The organism is Microbulbifer sp. SAOS-129_SWC, assembly GCF_039696035.1.
Taxonomy (GTDB): Bacteria; Pseudomonadota; Gammaproteobacteria; order Pseudomonadales; family Cellvibrionaceae; genus Microbulbifer.
Genome location: NZ_CP155567.1, coordinates 865,539 through 890,093 on the forward strand (window position 1 = coordinate 865,539; position 24,555 = coordinate 890,093).

Below are 24,555 nucleotides of genomic sequence, written 5' to 3' on the forward strand. Positions count from 1 at the left end.
CTTATCGGTAGTCCTAGCTGTGATACTGCGGCGGCAGGGCGCGCAGCGCGCACCTTTACCGAACGGGTTGCGATACCGTCAGTATCACCCCTCGGACCGCAGTTGCGCCAGCACCGCCTGCAACGGATGGCGCAATTGGGCACCCGCAAAGCGCTGCGCCTGGCAGCGACAGGAATAGCCACTGGCGAGTAGCGTGCCGGTATCGCCGGACAGCCGCTCGGCCCAGGACTGCTGGAAGATGGTCCGCGACGTCTCCCGGTGCGCGGTCTCGTGACCATAGGTGCCGGCCATACCGCAGCAACCGAGGCTCTCGGTGTGCAGATCCAGCCCCAGTGCGGCGAAGATTTCGCGCCAGTCGCGCAGCGACGCGGTGGCGTTGGTCTGCTCGCTGCAGTGGGGCAGCAGCCGGAAGCTGGCGGGCGCGAGGCGCGCGCGCTGGTGCTCTAGGTGCGCGCGCTGCCCGGCGAGCCACTCCTGCAGCAGCTGCACTTGCGGCGCTGCGTCGCCGAGCAGCTTCTGGTACTCGGCGCGGTAGGTCAGCGTCATGGAGGGATCCACGCCCACCAGCGGCACGCCGCTGGCGGCGAGTTCGCGCAACATCTCGCTGTTACCGGCGGCCACGCGCTGGAACTGGCGCAGGAAACCGTGCACGTGCAGCGGCTTGCCGTTGGCGCGGAACGGCGCCACCAGCGGGTAGAAGTCGAGCTGCCGGAGCAGGCGCAGAATGTCTGCCACCACGTCCGCTTCGAAGTAGCTGGTGAAGGCATCCTGTACCAGGATCACCGCGCGGCGGCGCTGCTCCGGGCCGAGGGCGTTGAGGCAGGCGGCACTGGCAGTCGGCACGCCCATCTCCTTCATGCTGGCGGCCAGGCTCTTGCGCGCCAGGCGGGGGCTGTCCGCCAGGCCCAGGCCGCGCTCCAGCAGCCAGCGCACCGGTTTCAGGCCCAGGGGTAAATTGTACAACTGCGGTACGCGGGCGAGGTGCGGCATCATGAATTCCAGCCCGCCGATGAAATAGTCCTTCAGCGGCCGCAGATAGCGACTGTAATAGAGCTCGAGAAATTTGCTGCGGAATTCCGGCACATCCACCTTCACCGGGCACTGGCCGACGCAGGACTTGCAGCCCAGGCAGCCCTGCATGGCGTCGTTGACCTCGTGGTTGAAGTCGTACTCGCCGCGGGCCTTGGCCAGGGAATTGACGATGCGTCCGGGCAGGCCGACGAAGAAGGACTGCTCGCGGAACTTGCGCGCCGATGCCACCGCGTCCACATTGCGCGCCGACAGCAGCCGCAGCCACTCCTTCATCAGGCTGGCGCGGCCCTTGGGCGAGTGGATGCGCTCGCGCGTGGCCTTGTACGACGGGCACATGGCGTCGTCAGGATTCCAGTTGAAGCAGGCGCCGTTGCCGTTGCAGTGCACCCCTTCGCTGTAGCCATCCCAGACCTGTGCCGGGATCTGCCCGTCGCGCTCGCCGCGGGTGGGCACGCCGTCGATCTTGAGCAGTTTGGAAATTTTGCTGGGGGTGGCGATCTTGCCCGGATTGAGCTGGTTGCGCGGGTCGAAGGCGGCCTTGATCTGCTGCAGCTGCGGGTAGAGTTCGCCGAAGAATTCCGGTGCGTATTCGGAGCGCACGCCCTTGCCGTGCTCGCCCCACAGCAATCCCTTGTACTTCCGGGTCAGCGCGGCGACCTGATCGGTGATCGGGCGTATCTGTGCGGCCTGCTGCGGGTCTTTCATGTCGATGGCCGGGCGCACGTGCAGCACGCCGGCATCCACATGGCCGAACATGCCGTATTCGAGGCCGGCCTCGTCCAGTACCGCGCGGAACTCGGCGATATAGTCCGCCAGGTGCTCCGGCGGCACGGCGGTGTCCTCGACAAACGGGATCGGGCGCTTCTCGCCCTGCACATTGCCGAGCAGGCCTACGGCGCGCTTGCGCATCCCCCAGATGCGGTTCACCTGATCGTGGCCGCGGGCGATGGTGTAGCCGAAGCTCTTGCCCGGCTGGCCGACCAGCGCGTCCAGATGCGCGGTGAATTTGTCCACGGCCGCGTCCAGTTCCGCCTCCGAATCGGCGGTGTACTCGACCAGGTTGATGCCCTGCACCGGGCGCTCGTCGGTGGGAAAGAACTCGCTGACGCTGTGCCAGATGATGTCTTCCATCGCCAGCTGCAGCACCTTGCTGTCGACTGTTTCAATCGAGGTGGGGCCGGCTTCCATCAGGTCCTTGGCGTCGCGCAGCGCGTCCTGGAAGTGGTCGTACTTCAGGTTCACCAGCGCCGCGCACTTGGGGATCGGCAGCACGTTCAACCTGGCCTCGGCGATAAACCCGAGGGTGCCCTCGGAGCCGCACAGCACGCTGTTCAGATTGAAGCCGTTTTCATCCCTGATATGCGCCAGGTCATAGCCGGTCAGGCAGCGGTTCAGCTTGGGGAATTTCTCCTCGATCAGCTGCGCCTTCTCCCGCGCGATGTCGTCGCAGACCCGGTGCACCTTGCCGGCGCGGTCTTCGCGGGCGCGGACTTCGTCCAGTTTCCCATCGTTGAGCGGGGCGGATGTCCACAGTTCCCCGCCCAGCAGTACTGTGGATAACTCCAGCACGTGGTCGCGGGTCTTGCCGTAGACGCAGGAGCCCTGGCCGGAGGCATCGGTATTGATCATGCCGCCGATGGTGGCGCGGTTGCTGGTGGACAGCTCCGGGGCGAAGAACAGGCCGTGGGGCTTGAGCGCCGCATTCAGCTGGTCCTTGACCACGCCCGCCTGTACCCGCACCCAGCGCTCCTCCGCGTTGATCTCCAGGATACGGTTCATATGGCGGGAGATATCCACCACCAGACCATCGGTCAGCGACTGGCCGTTGGTACCGGTGCCACCGCCGCGCGGTGACAGCACCACCTGGTGGAATTCCTCGCGCTCGGCCAGCTCGGCGAGCAGCTGCAGGTCGTGCACATCGCGCGGGTATACCACCGCCTGCGGCAGTACCTGGTAGATGGAGTTGTCGGTGGCCAGCACCGTACGGCTGGCGTAACTGGGGCTTGAGTCGCCGCGGAAACCGGCTTCCCTCAGCGTCCGCAGAAACTGCAGGTAGAGCGCCTGTACTTCGTCGACTTCGCGCAGTGCTGGAATCATGAACTTGTCCGGGCTGGCTGGAGGGTCTGGCATTGTAGCTTTGACACTTGGCAGCGCAAGCGTCGGTCAAACCGCCTTGTACACAAAATAATGTTGTACAAGATCGTTCGGGGCGTTATAAATCTTATACAAAATCAAAACCTGTACAGGTGCTATGAATATCCAGCTGCTGACACACAAGATTCCGGTAGGCATCAGCCAATGCCTGATGGGCGAGGCGGTGCGCTACAACGCCGGCCACAAGCACAGCAAGATCTGCACCCGGCTGCTGGGGCGCTGCTTCGACTATGTTGCGCTGTGCCCGGAGGTGGCGATCGGCCTCGGTGTCCCGCGGGATCCGATCCGGCTGGTGAAGAGCGACTCTTCGCCAGGCGCCGAAGTGCGGGTGATCGGCGTGGTGGACAAGACCCTGGACGTGACCGAACCACTGCGCGACTACGCTGACAGCGTGGTGCCGGCGCTCGAGCGGGTGCGCGGCTATATCTTTATGCAGAATTCGCCCAGTTGCGGCCTCAAGGGCGTGCGTCGCTACCTGCCTAATGGTCACGGTATCGACAGCAGCGGTATCGGTGTCTTCGCCGCGCGCCTGCGCGAGCGCTTTCCGCATCTGCCGATGGAGGAGGCGGGCCGACTCAACAACAGCGAGATTCGCGAGAACTTCCTCACCCGGGTGTTCGCCTACGACGCCTGGTTTCGCTATGTGGAAGGCGAGGAATACGTGGAAGGCGGGGAGGAGGGCGAGCGGCAACAACACCCGGAGGACGTGCATGCCGGTGCGCCGCGCGCGGCGCGGGTGATCGAGTTTTACACCGCCTATAAGTACCTGTTGCTGGCCCACCACCAGGGGCTCACCCGCGCGCTGGGGCAGTTTGTGGCCGACAGCCGCGCCTTGCCGCCGCGCGAGTTTGCCGATGGGGTGCGCGGTCGCATCATGGAAATCCTCGCGCATATGGCCAGCCGCAAGGACCGCACCAATGCCCTGATGCATTTGCAGGGGCACCTCAAACAATATCTGGACAAGGGCGAAAAGGCGGAACTGACCCGATTGATCGAGGAGTACCGCCAGGGGCTGAAACCCGTGTCCGCGGTACTGACGCTGCTGCGTCACTACCTGCCGCGCAGTCCGCACCAGTTTATCCACAATCAGCTGCTGCTGGCGGCGGAGCCCGCCGAGCTGGGGCTGTGCGATTTTCACTGACTCAAAACAAGAACGACTTGCGGGAGATACTTCAATGGTGGAATCCGAAGCCGCCGCAGCCGCGACCGAAGGCGAGACAGCCGGCGTCGCCGAACTGCCGATCCGCGATGTGGCGCAGCGCACCGGCGTCAATCCGGTCACCCTGCGCGCCTGGGAGCGCCGTTACGGTTTGTTGAAACCCTCGCGCTCGGGCAAGGGCCATCGCCTCTATCGCGAGGCGGACGTGCAGCGCATCGAGGACATCCTTACCTGGCTGGCGCGCGGTGTGGCGATCAGTAAAGTGCGCCCGTTGCTGGAGCAGGACAACGTGGGGCCGGTGGCCGCCGACAGCTGGAGCCAGCAGGTAGCCGGCACCTGCAATGCAGTGGAGGCGTTCGACGCGCGCACGCTGCAGCGTCAGCTGCGCCAACTGTTGGCCGGCTACCCCCTGGCACTGCTGCTCGATCGCTGGCTGGTACCGGTGCACCGGGCGCTGAGCCGCCAGCGTCGTTTCGGCGCCAGCGCCAGCAGTGGCTTTTTCTGGGAGCAGATGAGCGAGCAGCTGACCATCGGCCTGCACGCCAGCCGCAAAAACCTGAAGCAGTCCGGCGACCGCGGGCCGCGGCTGCTGCTGGTGACCTTTGCCGGTACCGAGCAGCAGGTATTTGCGCAGTTGTTCGCCGCCGCGCTGATGGCTGCCGGTATTGATGTGGTGTCCCTGGGGGCTGGTGTCGAGCTGGCGGAGCTGGCTTACGCCGAAGAGAAGCTCGGTGCCTGCGGGACCATCTGCTACAGCCACAATGCACTGCCGATGGCGCTGCTCGGCAGTGGTCTCGAACGGGGGCTCGGTAATCTCGGCGGACCGCTGTGGTTTGCCGGCGGTATCGTCGACCTGCAGCGCCGCGACCTGCAGAAATTCGCCCGCCATCACAACTGCCGCCTACTGCCGGCCGCCGCCGGTGCGTCGCTGGCGCAGTTGAAAGAGGCGCTGCGCGAGCACTTCCCGGAGGCGCGGCAATGAGCGGAAAAACCGCGTTTCCGCGTGGCTTGGTATGGCTGCGCAACGATCTGCGCCTGCACGACAACACCGCGCTGTATCGCGCGGCGACCAGTTGCGGCGCCGTTGCCGCGATCTTTATCGCTTGCCCGGACACCTGGAACAGCCACGGCGACGGCGATCCGGTGGTGAATTTCCGTTTAGCGTGCCTGGGCGAACTGCAGCAGCGTCTGGCCGAGCGCAATATCCCGCTGTATTTCCTCGAGGTGCCGGATTTCGATCGGGTGCCGGCGGCGCTGGCGCAGGTAGCACACAAGCTGCAGGTTGACGCGGTGTTTGCCAATGCCGAATACCCGCTCAATGAGCGGCGCCGCGACGAAGCCGTGCGCGCGTCACTGAAAGCGATCGATGTCCCGATCGAATACAGCACTGACCGCACCCTGGTGCCACCGGGTGCGGTCAGGACCGGCAGTGGTGACGCCTACAAGGTATTCACCCCCTTTAAGCGCGCGTTTATTTCCCACTGTATCGGTCAGTTCGGCGCGGGTTTCTCACCGCTGCCGGCGCCGAAAAAAATTTCCCCCGACGAGGACTGGCCGCACTGGCTGGCAGTCGACGGCGACAGCAACCTGGTGCAGACGATTCCTGACACGGTGGATGGCTATGCCGCACTGCCGCGCGGCGACGGCCAAATACTCGGCTGGGCACCGGGGGAGAAAGCGGCCGCACAGCACCTGCGGGCATTCGCGGAGCATATTGACGGTTATCAGGACGAGCGGGATTTCCCGGCGATTGAAGGCACCTCGCGGCTGTCGCCCTACCTGAATTGCGGTGCCATCTCCATCCGCCGGTGCGCGCAGCTGGCGCTGGAGGCCAACGACGGGCGCTGGTCAGGCGGCAGCGACGGCATCAGTTGCTGGCTCGGGGAACTGATCTGGCGCGAGTTCTACACTCACCTGATCGTTGCCTTTCCGCACCTGTGCAAGCACAAGCCGTTCAAGCCGGAGACCGACCGCGTCCCCTGGTCCTACGACAAAAAAGTGTTTCAACGCTGGTGCGACGGCCAGACCGGGGTACCGATTGTCGACGCGGCGATGCGCCAGTTGAACGAGACCGGGTGGATGCACAACCGGCTGCGCATGGTGGTGGCGTCTTTTTTGACTAAGAACCTGCTGATCGACTGGCGCTGGGGTGAACGCTACTTCATGGAGCGCCTGATTGATGCCGACTTCGCCGCCAATAACGGCGGCTGGCAGTGGGCCGCGTCTACCGGCACGGATGCGGTGCCCTATTTCCGTGTATTCAATCCCTATAGCCAATCGAAAAAGTTTGATGCCGGCGGGGAGTTTATTCGTCGCTTTGTGCCGGAGCTGCGCAACCTGAGCGCGCGTGAGATTCATTGTCCGGATGCGGTGGCGGACTATCCGTTGCCAATTTGTGATGTGTCGCAAAGTCGCAAACACGCGATCGAGGTATTTGCCGATCTGAAGTAAATCGGGATTGCTGTGGCGTCTGTCTGGTCTATATTTTGGTGCGCGGTTAGTTCAACTGATTGTGGAGCGTCGATACAGATAAACCTCACATGAAACAGGTCCTCAACTTCTCGATGTTTTTTTGCGGCTGGTGGATCGCCATAATCGGTGGCAACGCCATGGCGCTGATCGCGCTGTTCGTGATCCTGATGTCGCACTTCGCGCTGTGGCGCGACCTGCGGGATATCTTCGTAGTGCTGGTGTTTATTTTTGTCGGCTGCGTAGTGGAGTGGCTGTTTGTGGCCAGCCGCGTGATTGACTACGGTTCCACCCTGCCGCCGGCGTGGGTCATCTGTATGTGGGCGATGTTCGCTACCACGTTGCGCTGTTCACTGGCGCCACTGATGCGGCGGCCGCTGTGGGCGTTTGTCGCCGGTGCGCTGGTGGCTCCGGTGGTGTATGCCAACAGCGTATATTTCGGTCCCGCCGACTGGGGCCGCCAGATGCATGAGTCGCTGTTGATTCTCTCGTTGTGCTGGGGAGCGCTGGCGGCGGTGGTGAGCGGGATTTTCATTCCCCTGATCGACCGGCTCGACGGCGGCGACAACGAACCGCTGAACCCCCTTTCAGCGCATCTGGACTGAAGCTTGCCGCACGCCGACCTCGCGGCGAACTGCCGCGTCTATAATTGCCGCATCGCGACACACGCAAGGAGCGCGCCATGGGTTTTTCCGCCAAGTCCCTCACAGTGGCGGTGGTTCTCGCCACCGCTGTCATTGCTCACGCCGATGAAGATTCCGATACCCTGTACAGCGGTCTCGTTGTCTTCGGTGACAGCCTGTCGGACAGCGGTAACGCCGGCATTTTTACCAGTGACGATCCCGCCGGGGTGATCCCGCGGCAGCCGGCAATCAGTTTCACCGCCCAGGATCTGGGGCTGGGCATGCTGCAGCCGTCCTGTGCCGGACTGGGGCCTGCCTTCGGCGGCGCCATCCCCTGTGCGCCGGCATCCGGCCCACAGCAACAGCAGTTGCAGCAGATCGTCGGCTCGGTGCTGACCAATGGCAGTAACTGGGCCGTGGGAGGCAACCGCGCCGCCGACGTGCTGCTGGATGTGGTGGGACCCCAGCGTTTCCGCGAACTCTTTCCGGTGACCACCGTCGCCGACCACAACACACTCAATACGATCCTGCCGGATTCCACACGCTGCGGCGCCGATGGCATCTGTGATCCGGCCGCCGGCGAGAGTCCCTACCTGCCGCCCGCCCAAGTGGCTCAGGCAGTCGCCGCCTTCAATGATCCGGCCGCGCTGCAGGCACTGGTCGACGATCCCAACAACAGCATCACCCTGACCGGCGTGCCCTTTGCCACCGGCCAGGGCTATCTGCCGCAGAATCGTGTTGACCGCAACCAGCTCTATTACCTCAACGGCGGCGGCAACGACATCATTGCCGGCGTGTTTGCCGGCACCATCACGCCGGACAGCATGGACCGCGCGGCGACCTTTCTTGCCGCCGCCGCCGGCGAGCTGCGCGCCGCCGGTGCGCGCTATGTGGTGGTGTCCAACGCGCCGCGGGTCGGCGATACCCCGCTGATGAATGACGCCGGTGCGGCCGCCGTCAGCGCCGGCAATATCGGCACCCAGCTGTTCAACGAATCCCTGCGCCGGCGCATCAACATCATGGGCAATGTGCTGATCCTCGATACCGAGGGTTTCGCCGCGCTGGCCCAGCAGCGTCCGGGGTTGTTCGGCTTCGCCAATATCGACCAGGCCGCGACCTGTTATGCCGCCGGCGCCTGCGCCAATCCGAATCCGGTCTACAGCCAGGGGGGCAGCGCCGAGAACGCCGACCGCCTGCTGTTCAACGACGGCGTGCACCCGACTCTCGCCGCCGGCATGGCCATCGGCGACTACTACGCCTCGGTACTGAATGCGCCGGTGGGCTATGGCCTGTTGCCGGATCTGGGCTACGAGAACACCCGCCTGCACCAGTCGAATATCGATCACCACCTGGTGGCGCAGCGTTTTCGCGATCCGACCACCACCGTTTTCTTCGGCGCCTCCTGGGATCGTACCGATATCGGCTTTGGCCCGGCGCCCAACGAGCGCGATAACGGCTGGGACGGGTTCTTTGGTTTCAGTTTTGCCGCCGGTGATGATTTCGAGTGGGCGCTGGCGCTGTCCTACGCCGGCAATGATTACCAGCCGAGTGGATGGTCGCTGGAGGCGCGCAATTACAACTTCAGTGCGCTGGGGCGCTGGGACAACGAACGCTTCTTCGTCGACGGCGGCGCCACCTACGGCTCGGTCGACTATCAGGAAGTGGATCGCCAGGTGCAGCTCGGATACCACTTCAACCGGCGTATGGAGGCGGACACCGACGGTAATGTCGGCAGTATATTCCTGCGCGCCGGCTTCGATACCGCGCCGGCGATGCCGTGCCGGCTGGGGCCCTTCGTGGCGGTGGATCTGACCAGCTCGGATGTGAACAGTTTCCACGAGAAAACCTGGCGCGACCTGACCTATATCGGCGACAACGGCGCCAATCTGGATCCGATCGGCCTGCGTGTGCGCCATCAGAGCCGCGACTACCGGCGCTACCGCGCCGGCTTCTTCTACAACGGTGCCGAAAATGCCGAATGGCACTGGTTTGGTGAAGTGTGGGTGGAGGCCAATGACGGCGATGACTACGATACCGTGGGCATCGGCCTCAAGTCGATCCGCGGCAACAGTGCCTATCTGGCCGGCTACGACAGCCGCGGTGTGGGTTACTTCCAGAACGGCGTCGGCGGCATGGTGGGTCTCAATGTGACCGAAAAGCTACAGCTGAGCGGCAATATCCACGTCTATCCGGAGAGCACGGTGGGCGGGGTCAACCTGAATTACCGCTTCTGACCCAGTGTGCGGCTGACCTGCGGCGCTTGCCGCATTTTCTGCGGTGGGCGCCGGCAAATTGGCGCGGGAATGCGAAATCGGTGCCGCGATTGCGGCATCGATTACCCCCCCGGTTGTTACTTTAGAGAGATACCAGCAACAACCGAGCAGTGACTACCGTGACGAAGTTCAATCCGCGATTCAGCCAACAGAGTGATGCCCTCGACAGCGCCGATGCCGATGTGTGGGCGGTGAGCGACCGCGCCCACGCACTGGCCGACAAGGGAGAGGATGTCATCTTCCTGTGTGTCGGCGACCCCAACTTCGATACCCCGGAACCGATCCTCGACTACGCGCGCGCGCGCCTCGGGGTCGGCCGCACGCATTACTCGCCGGCCGCCGGCGAGGCGATGCTGCGCCGCGCCATAGCCGATATCGAGAGCAAGGTCTCGCCGCACCCCTGTAGCCCCGACGATGTGGTGGTGTTTCCCGGCGGCACCAACGCGATCTACGCGGTGCTGGCCTGCCTGCTGAATCCGGGCGAGGAGATCGTGATTCCCGAGCCGATGTATATCGGTTATGTCCCCATCAGCGACGCGCTGCGCCTGAATGTAAAGAAAGTGGCGTGCCCGGCGCAGTCCGATTTCGCGTTCGATATCGACGCGATCAAGGCGGCGATCAGTGACGACACCCGCGTGGTGATGATCAACACGCCGGTCAACCCCACCGGCGCCATGGCCACGCCGGAACAGTTGCGTGAACTGGCGGCGTACTGCCGCGCGCGCGGCATCTGGCTGGTGTGCGACGAAATGTATTCGATGATCACCTTCGCCCGCCGCCACACGTCGCTGCGCACCGCCGCCGAGCACCTCGACAACGTGGTGGTCATCGACGGCCTGTCCAAGTCCCACGCCATGAGCGGCTGGCGCCTCGGCTGGGCGGTGGCACAGGGACCGCTGGTGCAGCGCCTGATCGAATTTGCCGGCGCCACCATTTTCGGCTGTCCGCAGTTCGTTCAGGAAGCGGCTGCCTTCGCGCTGGAATTCGATACCTACTTCGTCAAGCAGATGCGCGAGGCCTACCAGCGCCGTCGCGACCTGATCGTCGAGCGCATTGGCAATATTCCCGGGCTCAGCTGCTACTCCCCGGATGCCGGCATGTTCGTGATGGTGGATGTGTCGGAAGTGGCCACCTCCGGCCAGGCCTTCGCCGAGGCGCTGCTGGATGCCGAGCGGGTGTCGGTGCTGCCCGGTGCGCCTTTCGGCGCCAGTGCCGTGAATCACGTGCGCCTGACCCTGGCCGCGGACGAGGCCGAGCTGGCACGCGCGCTGGATCGTATCGAGCGCTTTGTCACGGCCGGCAGCCGCCGCGCCGGTTAATTGCGGGAGCCTGCCCTGCCGGCGAGTGACCCGCTCCGGGTGTTCGTCGGGAGGGGGGACTCCCGCCGCCTGGAATCCCGAGTTTCGGCCGCCGGCAATTGCCGCTATCCTTCCCTCCTTTGCCCGAACTCCTGAGAAGAAGAATCACAGCGTGAAAATAGATCGCCACAACCTGCGTATTCTGCAGGAGCTGCAGACCAATGCGCGTATCAGCAACCTGAACCTGAGCGAACAGATCGGCCTGTCGGAGAGCGCCTGCCTGGCGCGGGTCAAGCGCCTGACCAGCGAGCGCTACGTGCGCGAGTTCCGCGCGGAGGTCAACCTGGATAAAGTGCGCCACGCCGAGTTCTACGTCAACGTGGCTCTGAAGCGCCAGGACGCCCGCACCAGTGAGAGTTTCCGCCGCGCCATCGACGGCATTGAGCAGATCGTCTCCTGCGTGAAGATGTCCGGCGAGTTCGACTATATGCTGCGCTTTGTCTGCCCGGACGCCGCGGATTTCAACCGCGTGTCCGAGCAGCTGCTGGCCAACGAGGATGCGGCCATCTCGCGCATGACCTCGCATCTGGTGATCGAGAAAACCAAGCCCTTTACCGGTTACCCGCTGGAAATGCTGTTCCAGGACTGAGTGCCCGCTCCTCGTCGCGGACACTAGCCCGCGGCGATGGCCACGCAGCGGACGATCACCCAGTAGGTCGCCACGGCGCCCACCAGGTAGGCACTGGGCCACGCGACCGCGCTGGCCACCGGGTAGCCGCTGGCACTCTGCCGGTGGCGCCACCGCGGCAGGTGCCGCGATACGCGGCCAGCCAGTGCCAGTAGCGCAAAGACACTGGCGATAAACAGCAGCTGCCCCGCCTCCACACCCACATTGAACATTGCCAGCGACAGCGGGATGGCGTGCTGTGGTACACCTATCTGCGCCAGCGCGCCGGCGAAGCCGAGGCCGTGCAGCAGGCCAAAGGCGAAGGCCACCAGCCAGGGTTTGCGAATCCCCAGCGTGCGCCGGCCGCGCAGCTTGTGCACTATCTCCGCCGCCACAAACACGATACTGAGGGCGATTACCGCTTCTACCGGTGCCTGCGGCACCTGTACCAGCCCGAGGGCCGCCGCGGCCAGGGTGATGCTGTGGGCGAGGGTGAAGGCGGTGATGGTGCCCAGTAACTGGCACCCGCTGCCGACCAGCAGGATCAAGGCCAGCACGAACAGCAGGTGGTCGATGCCCTGCAGGATGTGTTCTACCCCGAGGACAAAGTAGGTTTGCGCCACCTGGGCGCTGCCCGCTCTGGCCTGTACCGTGAACTGCGGTCGCTGCGGCAGCAGCCGCAGCACCTGTTTGCGGCCGTCCAGCCAGCTGATGCGCACCAGCGTGTCGGTCATGGTCTGGTCCAGGCCGTCGATGGTCACGGAGGTGCCGGCCAACGCACGCTCCTGGCGGATCTTCCAGGTCTCGGTATAGAAGCCGTTGGCGATCACCGCCTGCGGCGGCGACAGTGACGTAACGCTGTTGTCGAAGCGCACATTCAGCGACAGGCGCATTTCGCCGCGCGCCGGTACCCGCCAGGAGACGGCAAATTCGGATGCCGCCGTCTGCTCTATCTGCAGGTAGGCGGGGCGCAGTTCATGTGCTGTCAGCGGCAGTGCCGGCAGCAGTGTCACGATGAGCAGGAGCAGCGCGGAGAGGTGTTTCACTGGCGGGCTACCTCGCTGGTGGCGCCGCGGATTTCGCCGTCGACGTGGATGTGGTATTTCGCCCGCAGGGTCAGGTACTGGCGCTGCAGCAGGTCTTTCTGTTGCTGTTGCCGCCAGTCGCGCAGCACCTGCGGCTGCACATCGGTGAATTCGGCCGGGCGCCGGGGCGTGAAGGTTTCGATATAGACAAGATGCTGGCCATAGGCCGATCTGACCGGGCCGCTCCACCGGCCGCGCGGCAGTTCGCGCAGGCGCGCGCTGAAGCCGTCGCCAAACACCCGGTCGATGCGCCCGGCGCTTTCATCGGTGTAGCGCTGGCGCAGCGCGCTGCTGTCGCCGATGTCGGCGGCATTGTCGCCGCCCCGCAGCCGGGCCAGGGCCGCGCGCGCATTAGCGCCGGCGGCGCCACGACGGTCGCTGTTGAAATAGATCTGCCGGAAGCTGAGGCGCGCCGGATGCAGGTAGTCCTGCCGGTGGTCGGCGAAATAGCGCTGCAGTGCCTGCTTGCCGGGGTCGACCGCGTCGGCCAGGTCTTCGGCGAGGAGTTCCATTTTCAGCCGCAGGCGCCGGCGGATCACCGTATCGTCGCGGTCGAGACCCAGCTTGATGGCTTCCCGATAGAGCACTTCGCCGCGCACATAGTCGTCGACCAGCCCCTGCAGTTCGGCGGCCGTGGGCGGGCGCTGCCAGCCGCGCGCAAAGACTGCCGCCAGGTGATCGATGCGACTCTGGCTGATGCGAATCTCATCGCCGCTACTGCCATCGCCGTGCTGGAAAATGGCACTGAGCGCAAACAGCAGGGCGCCGGCGGCGGCAAAGTGCAGCAGTGGTTCTCGCAATAGCCGATTGTTCATGGCGAAGTGTGGTTCCGTTTTATGTGCCGGGCGGCAATTCGATGGGAGCGCGGAAAGCGCGCTCGGAGCGCGCCGTTTGGTGGCCGGATTGACGACGGATGGCGGCGTTATCGATCATGCGCGCGGGGGTAAGTATGGTGCGCCGCGCCCGGTTTTCCAGTTACCCGCCGCTGGCGGGCGGCGCGCGGGAAGAGGCTGGCGACAGTGCGTGGCCTCAGGAGGAAATTGCCGAAAAGCGGACACGGTCGAGTGTGGTGTTGGCTGCGGAGCCGTTAAAATGATTGGTTAATGGCGGTTTGCTGCCCGCGTATTCGCGGCTCATGCCCTGGAGTGGGAAATGCCGAGAACGCGGTGGGCGGCCGGGTGGTGGTGCTAGCGGACGAAAATCGCCGCTGGCGAGATGGCCGCGGGTGCACTGGCAGGGCGCGCCCGGCGCGGTTTTCACAGATTCTGGAAGTGGCCCTGACGGGTCTGAGGATGTGGCAATGAAGTATTACGGTATCGTCTATCTGGTGTTGAACCTGTTGATCTACGCGGCGATCGGCATCGCCGCGGCCGCGCGTCCGGAGGCGTTTGCCGCAGCCATCGACATGAGTTTTACCGCGCCGGCCGCGTTGCCGGAGTTTCTCGCCACCTTCTCCGGCCTGATGCTGGCAATCGCTCTGGGGTTGCTGCTGGCGTTGCTGATGCGCCGGCATCGGCGCGCGGCCTACGCGGCGCTGACGCTGGCCTACGCGGGTTTCGCCAGTGGCCGCCTGTTCGGCATGCTGGTGCACGGCGGCTTCGACTGGCGCAACGGCGTGTTCCTGGCGCTGGAAATCCTGCTGCTGGTATGGGGCTTCTTCAGCTATCGGGAGATGCGCTGGCTGCCGGCCAATTACGGCCATTAAAAAAGCGCGCTCCAGAGGAGCGCGCAACACATGCGGACATCTGCCGATCAGCCGCAATTCCTAACCGGTGGCGGTGGTCTTCTGCGGCGCTGTGGCCGCATCGCTGAACTCCCCGTCCACCGCCCGGTGAAATACGTCTTTGTAGTTGCTGAATTCCGTCCCCATCCAGCGATCCCACCAGGTGAAATAGAAACCGTAATTACCCTGGAAACGCTGGTGGTGCAGGTCGTGGTGGGTGGTGGTGGTCATGAAATCCAGCGGCCCGTCGACCCAGCCGCGCGGGTGGAATTCGCAGCCGGCGTGCAGCATGGTATTGCGGAAGATCATCACAAAAATAAAGGCCAGCCAGATCAATACATGCAGTGGCAGCAGCATCAGGATCAGCGGTGAGAATACCGCCATCAGCAGGCCCTCGCCGATGGAGAAACTGTAGGCCGCCCAGGGGGTCGGGGTGCGTGACAGGTGGTGCACACGGTGGAAGTGCTTGAACAGCCTGGGGTGGTGCATGGCGCGGTGACACCAGTAGAAATAGGCATCGTGGATCAGGATCACTGCCGGCAGGCTGGCGAGGTTCCACCACAGCGGGTAGTCGCCCCAGTGCCAGTAGAGCTGCACCAGGCCCCAGTCGCGCAGCACGCTGGTGACCAGGCCGACAGTGGCGAAGACACCGAGGGTCAGCATCGAGTAGCTGAATTCGCGGCGGATATCTGCCCACCGGGCGCGGCGTTTCTGCAGGCGCCGGCGGCTCATCCAGCCGCGAAACAGCAGGCTCACCGACAGGCTCATGACGGTGGCGGCAAGCAGGTAGCGGAACAGGTCGCTCTTGAAGTGGAACAGCCAGTGGTGGGCCATGTCTGCGAGAAACGCCAATACCATGATTCTTTCCTTCGCTGTTGTTCTGCCGAGCGGTTGCCGCTGTTACAGGCGTGGGGAAAGTCTGACGGAAACCGCCCGGGTGCGCTTGCGGAAAGCGAAAAACCCCTGACGGATTCCGAAAATCTGCCGTTTTAGTCCGGCAATTGCTCGCGCCGGTACTCTGTCGGCGTCTGGTTGTGGCGGCGCTTGAAGGCGGCGTTGAACGGGCTCAGGGAGCGGTAGCCGATATCCAGTGCGATCGACAGCACCGGCAGGTGGGCCTGCTCCGGATTGGCGAGTCGTGCGCTGGCCTCGTCGATGCGGAAGCGGTTCAGGTACGCGTTGAAATTGCGGTAGCCCAGGTGGCGGTTGATCAGTGCGCGCAGCACGTGTTCACGGGCGTGCAGTTGCTCCGCCAGTTCGCGGATAGTCAGGCCGGTGTGGCGGTAGCCGCCGGACTCCATATGCGCCTGCAGTTTCTGTAGCAGCTGGCGCTGCATTTCGTCGAGCGGCTCGGGCGCGATGGCCGCGGGCTGCTCCTGTGCTTCGCCGGTATCGCCAGCCTGCGGCAGGGATTCGGCCAGGGCACCGGGCGACAGTGCCAGCAGCCACAGGCAGGCGGCCATGGCCAGCAGGCTGGCGAACACGGCGTGCAGCGTGGGTACCCCGGCGGGGATCGGCTGGTAGGAGAACAGGAATTCGGCGCACACCACCAGCAGCATATAGCTGCCGACAGCAATCAACAGCGCGGCGCGCAGACGCCGGCGCGATGCCACCAGGTCGCCCTGGTAGTGCCGCAGCAGGGTGACCAGGCCGGCGCCGAGCAGGGCCAGTTGCAGCGGCTGCTTGAGCAGGTAGAGCCACTCGTGCAGCGCCGGCCAGGCGTGGCTGTCGAGGTTGCTGACGCTGATGTTGGTGGTCACATCCAGTGCGATCAGGGCCCAACCCCAGCGCGGGAAAGCTTCGCTGTCGCGGCACAGCAGATGCGCGAACAGCCAGAAGGTACCGGGAATCACGGCGGTGGGCAGATCGATCAGGACATCTGCGCCGCCGAGGGACGGCAGTACCGGGTGCAGTAGATAGCAGATAACGCCTGTCAGTAGCAGGAGCAGCCAGCGACCGGCGGGCTGGTCGCGGTAACTGATGGCCAGCTTGGCGGCGGCCAGTAGCAGCAGGGCACAGGATGCGCCGGTAAAAAACACATAGCCGCTGCTCATCGCTTACCTCCAGCGCTCCGCCCAGGCGTCCAGCACCTTGCTGGAGTAGGTATAGCGGCCGTAACTGCCGTTGTAGTAGGCCAGCGCATTGGCCAGGTTGCCCTTGGCCCGGTGGATATAGTGTTTGAGGATGGTGCAGCCGTAGCGCAGGTTGGTATCCATGTCGATCAGGTTGTCGTCCGGGCGGCCGATTTCTTTCTTCCAGAAGGGCATCACCTGCATCATGCCCTGGGCGCCGACGCGGGATACCGCGTAGGGGTCGAAGGCGCTCTCGATCTGGATCAGGGCCAGCACCACCTCGGGGCGCAGGCCGGCGCGGGTTGCTTCGCGGTGTACCGCCCTGAGAACGTGCAGGCGCTCCTGCGGATCGTCGATGTAGCGCGCCAGCGGCTGCGACTTGGCCATCAGCCACACTTCGGCATCGTAGCGGTCGACAAAGCTGTCCGCCTGATTCACTGCCTGTTTCAGCGCACGGCGCAATGCCGGATCAATTTCCGGCGGCCGCACCTGGGCCTGGGCGCAGTTCCACACCAGGCACAGCAGCAGTGTCAGCAGGCTTGTTCTTATCATGGTTGGGGATTTTACGGGAAGGTGGGCGGGAAGGGCAGCGGCAATGCTTTGTCCTCGCTCCGGACTCGGTCGGTGGATCCGGCTTGCGCCGTATGCTTAACCGTGATCCAGGAGTCGAATACCTGCCGGTTAGCGGCTTACGTGGCGGCACAGCTACCGGGGCAACCTTGTGAGACACGCCGTGAACCCATCCATGGGGGCTCTGCACCGCCATCCATGGCGGTGAAGGTCTCACAAGGTTGCCCCGGTAGCTGTACCTTCGCAGAAACCGCGCTTATCTAATCGCTTTTGGCTCAGTGCCCGAGCTTCTTCAGCAGCACTTCCTCCAGCTGCGATTCGGCAAACTCCTGGCTGTCCGCGTCGCGGCGGCCCTTGTACTCCACCACGCCCTTTTCCAGGCCGCGGTCGCCGATCACGATGCGGTGCGGGATGCCCAGCAGCTCGACGTCGGCGAGCATGGCGCCGAGGCGTGCCTTGGGTTCGTCCATCAGCAACACGTCGACGCCCTTGGCGCGCAGGGATTCGTACAGGTGCTCGCACTTCTCGCGCACCACATCGCTCTTGTGCATGTTGATCGGCACGATCGCCAGCTGGAACGGGGCGATCGCCTCGGGCCAGATGATGCCGGCGTCGTCGTGATTCTGCTCGATGGCGGCGGCCACGATGCGGGATACGCCGATACCGTAGCAGCCCATGGCCATGACCTGTTCCTTGCCATTCTCGTTCAGCACGGTGGCGTTCAGCGCGCGGCTGTACTTGTCGCCCAGCTGGAAGATGTGACCCACCTCGATACCGCGCTTGATTTCAAGCTGGCCGCTGCCATCGGGGCTGGCATCGCCGGCGACGACGTTGCGCAGGTCTTCGACGCGGCCGAGCGGGGTGTCGCGGTCCCAGTTGACGCCGGTGAAGTGGTAGTCGTCCTTGTTGGCACCGCAGACGAAGTCCGCGAGGTGCGCCGCGGCGCGGTCGACGATGGTGTCGATATTCAGGCCGACCGGACCCAGCGAGCCGATACCGCAGCCCAGTTCTGCGGCAATGCGCTCTTCGGGGGCGAATTCCAGCGGGCTGGCGATGCCGCGAAGTTTTTCCGCCTTCAGTTCGTTCAGTTCGTGGTCGCCACGCAGGATCAGCGCTACCAGCGGGGCGCGGTCGTTTTGATCCTGGCCGTCCTCGCTCTCGCCGAGCACGATCAGGGTTTTGACCGACTGCGCCGGATCCGCCTTGAGGAATTCACTCACCGCGGCGATGGTCTTCTGCCCCGGGGTGTGCACTTCGGCCATGTCCGCAGACGGCGCCGGGCGCGCACCGGCGGGCGCCACGGCCTCGGCCAGCTCCACGTTGGCGGCGTAGCGGGATTCGCTGGAGAAGGCGATATCGTCCTCGCCGCTGGCGGCGAGCACATGGAATTCGTGCGAGAGGGAGCCGCCGATCGAACCGGTGTCCGCCAGTACCGGGCGGTAGTCGAGGCCGATGCGGTCGAAGATGCGGCAGTAGGCGCCGTGCATCACGTCATAGGTCTCGCCGAGGGAGTCGGCATCGATGTGGAACGAGTAGGCGTCCTTCATGGTGAATTCGCGCGCGCGCATCACGCCGAAGCGCGGGCGGATCTCATCGCGGAATTTGGTCTGCACCTGGTAGAAGTTGCCCGGCAGCTGCTTGTAGCTGCTGATCTCGGTACGGATCAGGTCGGTGATCACTTCCTCGTGGGTGGGCCCCAGGCAGAAGCTGTTGTCGTGGCGGTCGCGGATGCGCAGCAGTTCCGGGCCGTACTGCTGCCAGCGGCCGGACTCTTCCCACAGCTCCGCCGGCTGTACCACCGGCATCAGCACTTCCAGGGCGCCGGCGTTGTCCATCTCTTCGCGCACGATCCGCTCTACCTTGCGCAGTACCCGCAGGCCGGTGGGCAGCCAGGTGTAGAGACCGGCGGCCAGCTTGCGGATCATACCGGCGCGCAGCATCAGCTGGTGGCTGATGACCACAGCGTCGTTGGGCGTTTCTTTCTGGGTGGCAATCAGGTAGCGGGATGCGCGCATAGGAGGTTCTGTACTGTTAGTGTGGCTTTTGGGCCCGGCATTTTACGCCGCTAGACCCGTTCAGTGGTAGGGCTCTGCACTGTGGAGCCGTCGACCAAAAAGCAAAAACCCCGCCGGAGCGGGGTTTTTGCGGGAAACTGGCGCTCCGGATCAGGACTCGGCCATTTCCTTCAGCTTCTTCAGCGGGCGAACCTTGACCTGAATGCTGGCGGGCTTGGCCTTGAATACGGTCTCTTCGCCGGTGAAGGGGTTGATACCCTTGCGGGCCTTCTTGGCCGCCTTCTTCACAGTGGTGATCTTCAGCAGGCCGGGCAGGGCGAACTCGCCCACGGAGCGCTTCTTCACGTGGCCGTGGATGATGTCGGTCAGCTCGTCCAGCACGGACTGTACCTGCTTGCGGGACAGCTCGGTATTCTCGGCGATCTGGTTCAGAATCTGGGTCTTGGTGTACTTATCCTTGACCGCAGTCACTTTCTTGGGTGCTGCTGCAGCTTTCTTGGCGGGGGCCTTCTTGGCTGCAGTTTTCTTTGCGGGGGCTTTCTTAGCTGCTTTCTTGGCGGCCATGGTAGCTTCCTTCTATTAGTGTTTTTCCAGAGAGAATGTGTTCGTAGGCCTGCCGCGCCGGCCTGCCAGTGAGGGGCTGCGGCGGGTACTGAGGGAAGTATATATAGTTTTTTTTCGCGCGCACGGGAAAATACGGGAAAAATAGTGCTTTTTTTCAGTGTTTCTGGGTGCAGACCGGGGTTTCTTGCTCCAATCTCGTGCGACCCTTTGCGCACTGCGGGCACAGCTTCTTCCCGCTCCGGGGCTCATGTATAATCTGCGCCCCCTGAACCATTGGGTAGATATAGAGCCATGCCGATCTATGAGTACCAGTGCAAGGCCTGCGGCCACGAGATGGAGGCCCTGCAGCGCATGAGTGATGCTCCGCTGACTGATTGTCCGGCCTGTGAGCAGGCCGAGCTGAGCAAGAAAATTTCCGCTGCCGGATTCCGTCTCAAGGGCGGCGGTTGGTACGAGACCGACTTCAAAACCGGCGGCAAGAAGAACCTGGCCGGGGATTCGGCCAGTGCCGGCGGTAACAAGCCCGCCGCCAAGCCGGCGGCCGAAGCCAGCTGAGCCGGGGGCGCCGGCGAGCGCCCCAATTCAACTTCAGACATTGTCTAACGTAAAACAACAGGAAAGCATCCATGCGCAGCGACTACTGTGGCGCCCTTCGTTCCGCGGATATTGACCGCACCGTTACTCTCTGTGGCTGGGTCGACCGCCGCCGCGACCACGGCGGGGTGATCTTTATTGACCTGCGCGATCGCGACGGTATTGCCCAGGTGGTATTCGATCCGGATGCCGCCGAGCACTTCGAGATGGCCGACCGGGTGCGCAGCGAATATGTGCTGAAGGTCACCGGTCGCGTGCGCGCCCGCGCCCCGGAGGCGGTCAACCCGAATATGGTCACCGGCGAGATCGAGGTCTACGGTACTGAGCTGGAGATTCTGAACACCGCCGAAACCGTGCCTTTCCAGCTGGATGAGCACACCGCGGTGGGTGAGGATGTACGTCTCAAGTACCGCTACCTGGATCTGCGCCGCAACGAGATGCAGAACAACCTGCGTTTTCGCTCCAAGCTGACCAATGCGATCCGCAACTACCTGGACGACAGCGGCTTCCTGGATATCGAGACCCCGATCCTGACCCGTGCCACCCCCGAGGGCGCGCGCGATTACCTGGTGCCGAGCCGCACCCACGAGGGCAAGTTCTTCGCCCTGCCGCAGTCGCCGCAGCTGTTCAAGCAGCTGCTGATGGTGTCCGGCTTCGACCGCTACTACCAGATCGCCAAGTGCTTCCGCGACGAGGACCTGCGCGCGGACCGCCAGCCGGAATTCACCCAGATCGATATCGAGACCTCTTTCCTGGATGAAGAGGAGATCATGTCGATCACCGAAGACATGGTGCGCAAGCTGTTTCTGGAGCTCAAGGGTGTGGACCTGGGCGAGTTCCCGCGCATGAGCCACTATCAGGCGATGCTGCGCTACGGCTCCGACAAGCCGGACCTGCGTATTCCGCTGGAGATGGTCGAGATCAAGGACCTGCTGACCGAAGTGGAATTCAAGGTGTTTTCCGGCCCGGCCAACGACCCCAAGGGGCGCGTGGCTGCACTGAAAGTACCGGGCGGCAACGACAAGCTGACCCGCAAGCAGATCGACGATTACGGCAAGTTTGTCGGCATCTACGGTGCCAAGGGTCTGGCGTATATCAAGGTCAACGACAAGTCCGACCTGGAAAACGGCCTGCAATCGCCGATCGTCAAATTCCTGCCCAATGACGTGCGCGCGGCGATCCTGGATCGCCTGGAAGCCGAGAATGGCGATCTGATTTTCTTCGGCGCCGATTCGGCCAAGGTGGTTTCCGAGGCCCTCGGTGCCCTGCGCTGCAAGGTGGGTGCGGATCTGGATCTGTACACCTGTGACTGGGCGCCCCTGTGGGTGGTTGCCTTCCCGATGTTCGAAGAGAACGATGACGGCAGCCTGACCGCGCTGCACCACCCGTTCACTGCGCCCTCCTGTTCACCGGAGGAGCTGGAGAAGAGCCCGCTGGACGCGCTGTCGCGGGCCTACGACATGGTGCTGAACGGCACCGAGCTGGGCGGCGGTTCCGTGCGTATTCACGATCAGGACATGCAGCAGGCGGTATTCCGCATTCTGGGTATCGGTGAGGCAGAACAGCGCGAGAAGTTCGGCTTCCTGCTGGACGCGCTGAAATACGGCGCGCCGCCCCACGGTGGCCTGGCATTTGGTCTCGACCGCCTGGTGATGCTGATGACCGACAGCGATTCGATTCGCGACGTCATCGCCTTCCCCAAAACCCAGACGGCGGCCTGTGTGATGACCGACGCCCCGGGTGCGGTGGACGCGAAGCAGCTGCGCGAATTGAGCATTCGCCTGCGCCAGAAGGAAGACAAAGTTAGTTAAGAAAGTGATTGTGGGAACCGGCCCTGTAGGCGATTAGCGCAAAATCAGCGGTATTCGTTGGTACGGCAGGTTCCTACAGGGATAGCGGAGAGAATAATGGCGGGACACAGTAAATGGGCCAACATCAAACACCGCAAAGCGGCCCAGGACGCCAAGCGCGGTAAGGTATTCACTAAGATCATTCGCGAGCTGACCGTGGCGGCAAAGGCCGGCGGCAACCCGGACGACAACCCGACCCTGCGCGCCACCATCGACAAGGCGCTGGGCGCCAACATGAAGCGCGATACCATCGACAAGGCGATCGCGCGCGGCGCCGGCAATGCTGACGGCGACAACTACGAATCGGTGACCTACGAGGGTTACGGAGTCGGCGGCGTGGCGGTGCTGGTGGAATGCCTGACCGACAACCGCAACCGCACAGTGGCCGAGGTGCGCCACGCGTTTACCAAGCGCGGCGGCAACCTGGGTACCGACGGCTCCGTGGCTTACCTGTTCTCCCGCAAGGGCCAGATGTACTACGAGCCGGGTGTGGATGAAGACGCGCTGATGGAGGCGGCCCTGGAAGCGGGCGCCGAGGATATCGAGACCAACGACGACGGCAGCATCGATCTCACCACCGAGTTCCAGGACTATATGCCGGTCAAGGACGCGCTGACCGAAGCGGGTTTCAAGCCGGACAACGCCGAAATCGCGATGATCCCGTCCACCACCATCCCGCTGGACAAGAGTGGCGCCGAGAAGGTGCTGGCCCTCGTTGATATGCTGGAAGACCTGGACGACGTACAGAGCGTCTACACCAACGCCGATATCCCTGAAGAGGTGATGGCGGAGCTGGGTTAACACCACCGGGGCTGGGGAGAAAGTCCGCTGCCCGAAGAGCCGGCCCCGGCGCCGGGGACCGATCGAGAAACATTTGCCGATGAGGCTGTTGAACGAGCGGTCACCGGTGGCGGGGCCGCCCAGAGCCATCTTATCTGCCCCTTGGAAACGACGAGCTTCGCCATTCATGCTCGGCTTTCAGTCCCGCTTCCCTTGACGCCTATCACCCACCTTGGGAAACTCCCGATACTATATAAACGTACAGATATTTCTGGGGAGTCCGCCCTTGACCCGAATCCTGGGCATTGACCCCGGCTCGCGCAAGACTGGTTACGGCCTGATCGACGTGGAACGCAGCAAGGCCCGCTATGTGGCCAGTGGCGTGATCCGCATTCCCGATAGCCCGTTGCCGGAACGCCTCAAACTCATCTTTGACGCGGTCAGCCAGATTGCCGGCCAGTACCGGCCGGATCAGATGGCGATCGAGAATGTATTCATGGCCAAGAGTGCCGGTTCGGCGCTGAAACTCGGGCAGGCGCGCGGGGCGGCCATCGTGGCTGCGACCAACGCGGACCTGCCGGTGGCGGAGTACGAGGCGCGCAAGGTCAAACAGTCGGTGGTGGGTACCGGGGCGGCGGACAAGCTGCAGGTGCAGCATATGGTCAAGACGCTGCTGGCCCTGCCCGCGGCACCACAGGAAGATGCCGCCGATGCGCTGGCCGTGGCGCTGTGCCACATGCACACGATGCAGACGCTGGTGCAGACTGCCGGCAGCGGGCGCGGACGTTTCCGTCGTGGCAGGCTCACTATTTCTTCGTAAGCGGGCTGTGTGGCGCCGGGAGGGATAGCCCTTTCCGGGACACGGGCTGGGCGCCCCCCAGTGTATACATCCCTGTACGCTCGTAATCGGCATCCATGCCTCATACGGTCCCGGAAAGGGCTATCCCTCCCGGCTTTGCGTCCAGGTATTGTGAATTTAAGGAAGTTCGATGATCGGAAGACTGAGCGGCACCCTCGCCGCAGTACAGCCGCCTCTGTTGCTGGTGGATGTGCAGGGCGTCGGCTACGAAGTGCTCGCGCCCATGACCACCATTTTTGAGCTGCCGGCGCTGGGCCAGACAGTGCAGCTGCACACCCATCTGGCGGTATCTGAAACCGCCCAGACCCTGTTCGGTTTTCTGCGTGACGGCGACCGCCAGCTGTTCCGCACCCTGATCAAGGTCAACGGCGTGGGGCCGAAGATGGCGCTGGCAATACTGTCCGGTCTCGACGGCGCGGCGCTGGCGCGCTGCGTCGCAGACGACAATGTGGCGGCGCTGGTCAAGGTGCCGGGTGTGGGCAAGAAAACCGCCGAGCGCCTGATCGTGGAGCTGCGCGGCAAGCTGGCGCCGGATTTCGGCGACAGCAACGATATTCCGCTGCTGGCCGCATCCGCCGAGCCCAAAGTCGATCATGCCGGCGAGGCCGAGAGCGCACTGGCGGCACTGGGCTACAAGCCCACCGATGCCTCCAAGATGGTTGCCCGCGCCGGCAAGGAACAGCCGGACGCCGACAGCGCGACGCTGATCCGCCTGGCCCTGAAAAGCATGGCGCCCGCATGACCGTTCAACGCATTTGCGCTGTAGGG

Annotated in this window: 21 protein-coding genes; 13 read left to right on the forward strand and 8 right to left on the reverse strand. The window is 63.9% G+C overall.

The genetic code is table 11. From position 1 onward, the window contains the following. Positions 1 to 84: 84 nt before the first annotated feature. Positions 85 to 3,129: an FAD-binding and (Fe-S)-binding domain-containing protein gene (locus ABDK11_RS03690; RefSeq protein WP_346838951.1), complete on the reverse strand. Its 3,045-nt coding sequence runs from the start codon at positions 3,127 to 3,129 to the stop codon at positions 85 to 87. A gap of 154 nt (positions 3,130 to 3,283) precedes the next feature. On the opposite strand from ABDK11_RS03690, the gene ABDK11_RS03695 reads away from it, so the two are divergent. The 7 genes from ABDK11_RS03695 (at position 3,284) to ABDK11_RS03725 (ending at position 11,657) form a co-directional block, all read left to right on the forward strand. Then, the gene (locus ABDK11_RS03695) at positions 3,284 to 4,327 is read left to right on the forward strand and encodes a DUF523 and DUF1722 domain-containing protein (RefSeq protein ID WP_346838952.1); all 1,044 of its coding nucleotides are present in this window, start codon (positions 3,284 to 3,286) and stop codon (positions 4,325 to 4,327) included. Between the two features lie 34 nt (positions 4,328 to 4,361). Beyond that, entirely contained in the window at positions 4,362 to 5,327 is a 966-nt protein-coding gene (locus tag ABDK11_RS03700) for a MerR family transcriptional regulator (protein WP_346838953.1), read from the forward strand. Further along, positions 5,324 to 6,796, forward strand: a complete 1,473-nt coding sequence (gene phrB / locus ABDK11_RS03705) for a deoxyribodipyrimidine photo-lyase (RefSeq protein ID WP_346838954.1) — start codon at positions 5,324 to 5,326, stop codon at positions 6,794 to 6,796. The genes ABDK11_RS03700 and phrB overlap by 4 nt, the downstream gene beginning before the upstream one ends. Before the next feature lie 89 nt (positions 6,797 to 6,885). Continuing rightward, entirely contained in the window at positions 6,886 to 7,419 is a 534-nt protein-coding gene (locus tag ABDK11_RS03710; RefSeq protein ID WP_346838955.1) for a DUF2878 domain-containing protein, read from the forward strand. A 77-nt stretch (positions 7,420 to 7,496) separates the two neighbouring features. Next, a complete protein-coding gene (locus ABDK11_RS03715; protein ID WP_346838956.1) occupies positions 7,497 to 9,671 on the forward strand; it encodes an autotransporter domain-containing protein in 2,175 nt (724 codons plus the stop codon). 158 nt (positions 9,672 to 9,829) lie between these two features. Further along, a complete protein-coding gene (locus tag ABDK11_RS03720; protein ID WP_346838957.1) occupies positions 9,830 to 11,029 on the forward strand; it encodes an aminotransferase class I/II-fold pyridoxal phosphate-dependent enzyme in 1,200 nt (399 codons plus the stop codon). A gap of 151 nt (positions 11,030 to 11,180) precedes the next feature. Further along, entirely contained in the window at positions 11,181 to 11,657 is a 477-nt protein-coding gene (locus tag ABDK11_RS03725) for an Lrp/AsnC family transcriptional regulator (protein ID WP_346838958.1), read from the forward strand. Between the two features lie 23 nt (positions 11,658 to 11,680). Here the strand turns inward: ABDK11_RS03725 and ABDK11_RS03730 are convergent, their stop codons facing one another. Further along, a complete protein-coding gene (locus tag ABDK11_RS03730) occupies positions 11,681 to 12,721 on the reverse strand; it encodes a HupE/UreJ family protein (protein WP_346838959.1) in 1,041 nt (346 codons plus the stop codon). Then, positions 12,718 to 13,575, reverse strand: coding sequence for a peptidylprolyl isomerase (locus tag ABDK11_RS03735; protein ID WP_346838960.1), 858 nt, complete (start codon positions 13,573 to 13,575; stop codon positions 12,718 to 12,720). The genes ABDK11_RS03730 and ABDK11_RS03735 overlap by 4 nt, the downstream gene beginning before the upstream one ends. Before the next feature lie 485 nt (positions 13,576 to 14,060). On the opposite strand from ABDK11_RS03735, the gene ABDK11_RS03740 reads away from it, so the two are divergent. Next, entirely contained in the window at positions 14,061 to 14,465 is a 405-nt protein-coding gene (locus tag ABDK11_RS03740) for a DUF4345 family protein (RefSeq protein ID WP_346838961.1), read from the forward strand. Between the two features lie 60 nt (positions 14,466 to 14,525). Here the strand turns inward: ABDK11_RS03740 and ABDK11_RS03745 are convergent, their stop codons facing one another. The 5 genes from ABDK11_RS03745 to ABDK11_RS03765 all read right to left on the reverse strand — a co-directional run bounded on the left by ABDK11_RS03745 (position 14,526) and on the right by ABDK11_RS03765 (position 19,704). Then, complete coding sequence (locus tag ABDK11_RS03745; RefSeq protein WP_346838962.1) at positions 14,526 to 15,341, reverse strand: sterol desaturase family protein; 816 nt, start codon at positions 15,339 to 15,341, stop codon at positions 14,526 to 14,528. A gap of 131 nt (positions 15,342 to 15,472) precedes the next feature. Next, complete coding sequence (locus ABDK11_RS03750; RefSeq protein ID WP_346838963.1) at positions 15,473 to 16,537, reverse strand: helix-turn-helix transcriptional regulator; 1,065 nt, start codon at positions 16,535 to 16,537, stop codon at positions 15,473 to 15,475. Positions 16,538 to 16,540: 3 nt separating this feature from the next. Continuing rightward, positions 16,541 to 17,107, reverse strand: coding sequence for a transglycosylase SLT domain-containing protein (locus ABDK11_RS03755; RefSeq protein WP_346838964.1), 567 nt, complete (start codon positions 17,105 to 17,107; stop codon positions 16,541 to 16,543). A 293-nt stretch (positions 17,108 to 17,400) separates the two neighbouring features. Next, positions 17,401 to 19,140, reverse strand: a complete 1,740-nt coding sequence (locus tag ABDK11_RS03760; RefSeq protein WP_346838965.1) for a proline--tRNA ligase — start codon at positions 19,138 to 19,140, stop codon at positions 17,401 to 17,403. 150 nt (positions 19,141 to 19,290) lie between these two features. Continuing rightward, positions 19,291 to 19,704, reverse strand: coding sequence for an HU family DNA-binding protein (locus tag ABDK11_RS03765; RefSeq protein ID WP_346838966.1), 414 nt, complete (start codon positions 19,702 to 19,704; stop codon positions 19,291 to 19,293). Positions 19,705 to 19,995: 291 nt separating this feature from the next. On the opposite strand from ABDK11_RS03765, the gene ABDK11_RS03770 reads away from it, so the two are divergent. From ABDK11_RS03770 to ruvA, 5 genes are all read left to right on the forward strand, one after another. Then, positions 19,996 to 20,259, forward strand: coding sequence for a zinc ribbon domain-containing protein (locus tag ABDK11_RS03770; protein ID WP_346838967.1), 264 nt, complete (start codon positions 19,996 to 19,998; stop codon positions 20,257 to 20,259). A 71-nt stretch (positions 20,260 to 20,330) separates the two neighbouring features. Next, a complete protein-coding gene (aspS, locus tag ABDK11_RS03775; RefSeq protein WP_346838968.1) occupies positions 20,331 to 22,109 on the forward strand; it encodes an aspartate--tRNA ligase in 1,779 nt (592 codons plus the stop codon). A gap of 96 nt (positions 22,110 to 22,205) precedes the next feature. Then, complete coding sequence (locus ABDK11_RS03780) at positions 22,206 to 22,949, forward strand: YebC/PmpR family DNA-binding transcriptional regulator (protein WP_346838969.1); 744 nt, start codon at positions 22,206 to 22,208, stop codon at positions 22,947 to 22,949. A gap of 265 nt (positions 22,950 to 23,214) precedes the next feature. Next, complete coding sequence (gene ruvC, locus ABDK11_RS03785) at positions 23,215 to 23,748, forward strand: crossover junction endodeoxyribonuclease RuvC (RefSeq protein WP_346838970.1); 534 nt, start codon at positions 23,215 to 23,217, stop codon at positions 23,746 to 23,748. Between the two features lie 169 nt (positions 23,749 to 23,917). Then, positions 23,918 to 24,529 carry a Holliday junction branch migration protein RuvA gene (gene ruvA / locus ABDK11_RS03790; RefSeq protein WP_346838971.1) on the forward strand — a complete coding sequence of 204 codons (612 nt, stop codon included), beginning with the start codon at positions 23,918 to 23,920 and terminating at the stop codon, positions 24,527 to 24,529. Positions 24,530 to 24,555 lie beyond the last annotated feature (26 nt).

Bases quoted from the DNA above. Each gene is read 5' to 3' on its own strand.
- ABDK11_RS03690 (WP_346838951.1), bottom strand. From the start codon at position 3,129: ATGATTCCAGCACTGCGCGAAGTCGACGAAGTACAGGCGCTCTACCTG.
- ABDK11_RS03695 (WP_346838952.1), top strand. From the start codon at position 3,284: ATGAATATCCAGCTGCTGACACACAAGATTCCGGTAGGCATCAGCCAA.
- ABDK11_RS03700 (WP_346838953.1), top strand. From the start codon at position 4,362: ATGGTGGAATCCGAAGCCGCCGCAGCCGCGACCGAAGGCGAGACAGCC.
- phrB (WP_346838954.1), top strand. From the start codon at position 5,324: ATGAGCGGAAAAACCGCGTTTCCGCGTGGCTTGGTATGGCTGCGCAAC.
- ABDK11_RS03710 (WP_346838955.1), top strand. From the start codon at position 6,886: ATGAAACAGGTCCTCAACTTCTCGATGTTTTTTTGCGGCTGGTGGATC.
- ABDK11_RS03715 (WP_346838956.1), top strand. From the start codon at position 7,497: ATGGGTTTTTCCGCCAAGTCCCTCACAGTGGCGGTGGTTCTCGCCACC.
- ABDK11_RS03735 (WP_346838960.1), bottom strand. From the start codon at position 13,575: ATGAACAATCGGCTATTGCGAGAACCACTGCTGCACTTTGCCGCCGCC.
- ABDK11_RS03740 (WP_346838961.1), top strand. From the start codon at position 14,061: ATGAAGTATTACGGTATCGTCTATCTGGTGTTGAACCTGTTGATCTAC.
- ABDK11_RS03745 (WP_346838962.1), bottom strand. From the start codon at position 15,341: ATGGTATTGGCGTTTCTCGCAGACATGGCCCACCACTGGCTGTTCCAC.
- ABDK11_RS03750 (WP_346838963.1), bottom strand. From the start codon at position 16,537: ATGAGCAGCGGCTATGTGTTTTTTACCGGCGCATCCTGTGCCCTGCTG.
- ABDK11_RS03755 (WP_346838964.1), bottom strand. From the start codon at position 17,107: ATGATAAGAACAAGCCTGCTGACACTGCTGCTGTGCCTGGTGTGGAAC.
- ABDK11_RS03760 (WP_346838965.1), bottom strand. From the start codon at position 19,140: ATGCGCGCATCCCGCTACCTGATTGCCACCCAGAAAGAAACGCCCAAC.
- ABDK11_RS03765 (WP_346838966.1), bottom strand. From the start codon at position 19,704: ATGGCCGCCAAGAAAGCAGCTAAGAAAGCCCCCGCAAAGAAAACTGCA.
- ABDK11_RS03770 (WP_346838967.1), top strand. From the start codon at position 19,996: ATGCCGATCTATGAGTACCAGTGCAAGGCCTGCGGCCACGAGATGGAG.
- aspS (WP_346838968.1), top strand. From the start codon at position 20,331: ATGCGCAGCGACTACTGTGGCGCCCTTCGTTCCGCGGATATTGACCGC.
- ABDK11_RS03780 (WP_346838969.1), top strand. From the start codon at position 22,206: ATGGCGGGACACAGTAAATGGGCCAACATCAAACACCGCAAAGCGGCC.
- ruvA (WP_346838971.1), top strand. From the start codon at position 23,918: ATGATCGGAAGACTGAGCGGCACCCTCGCCGCAGTACAGCCGCCTCTG.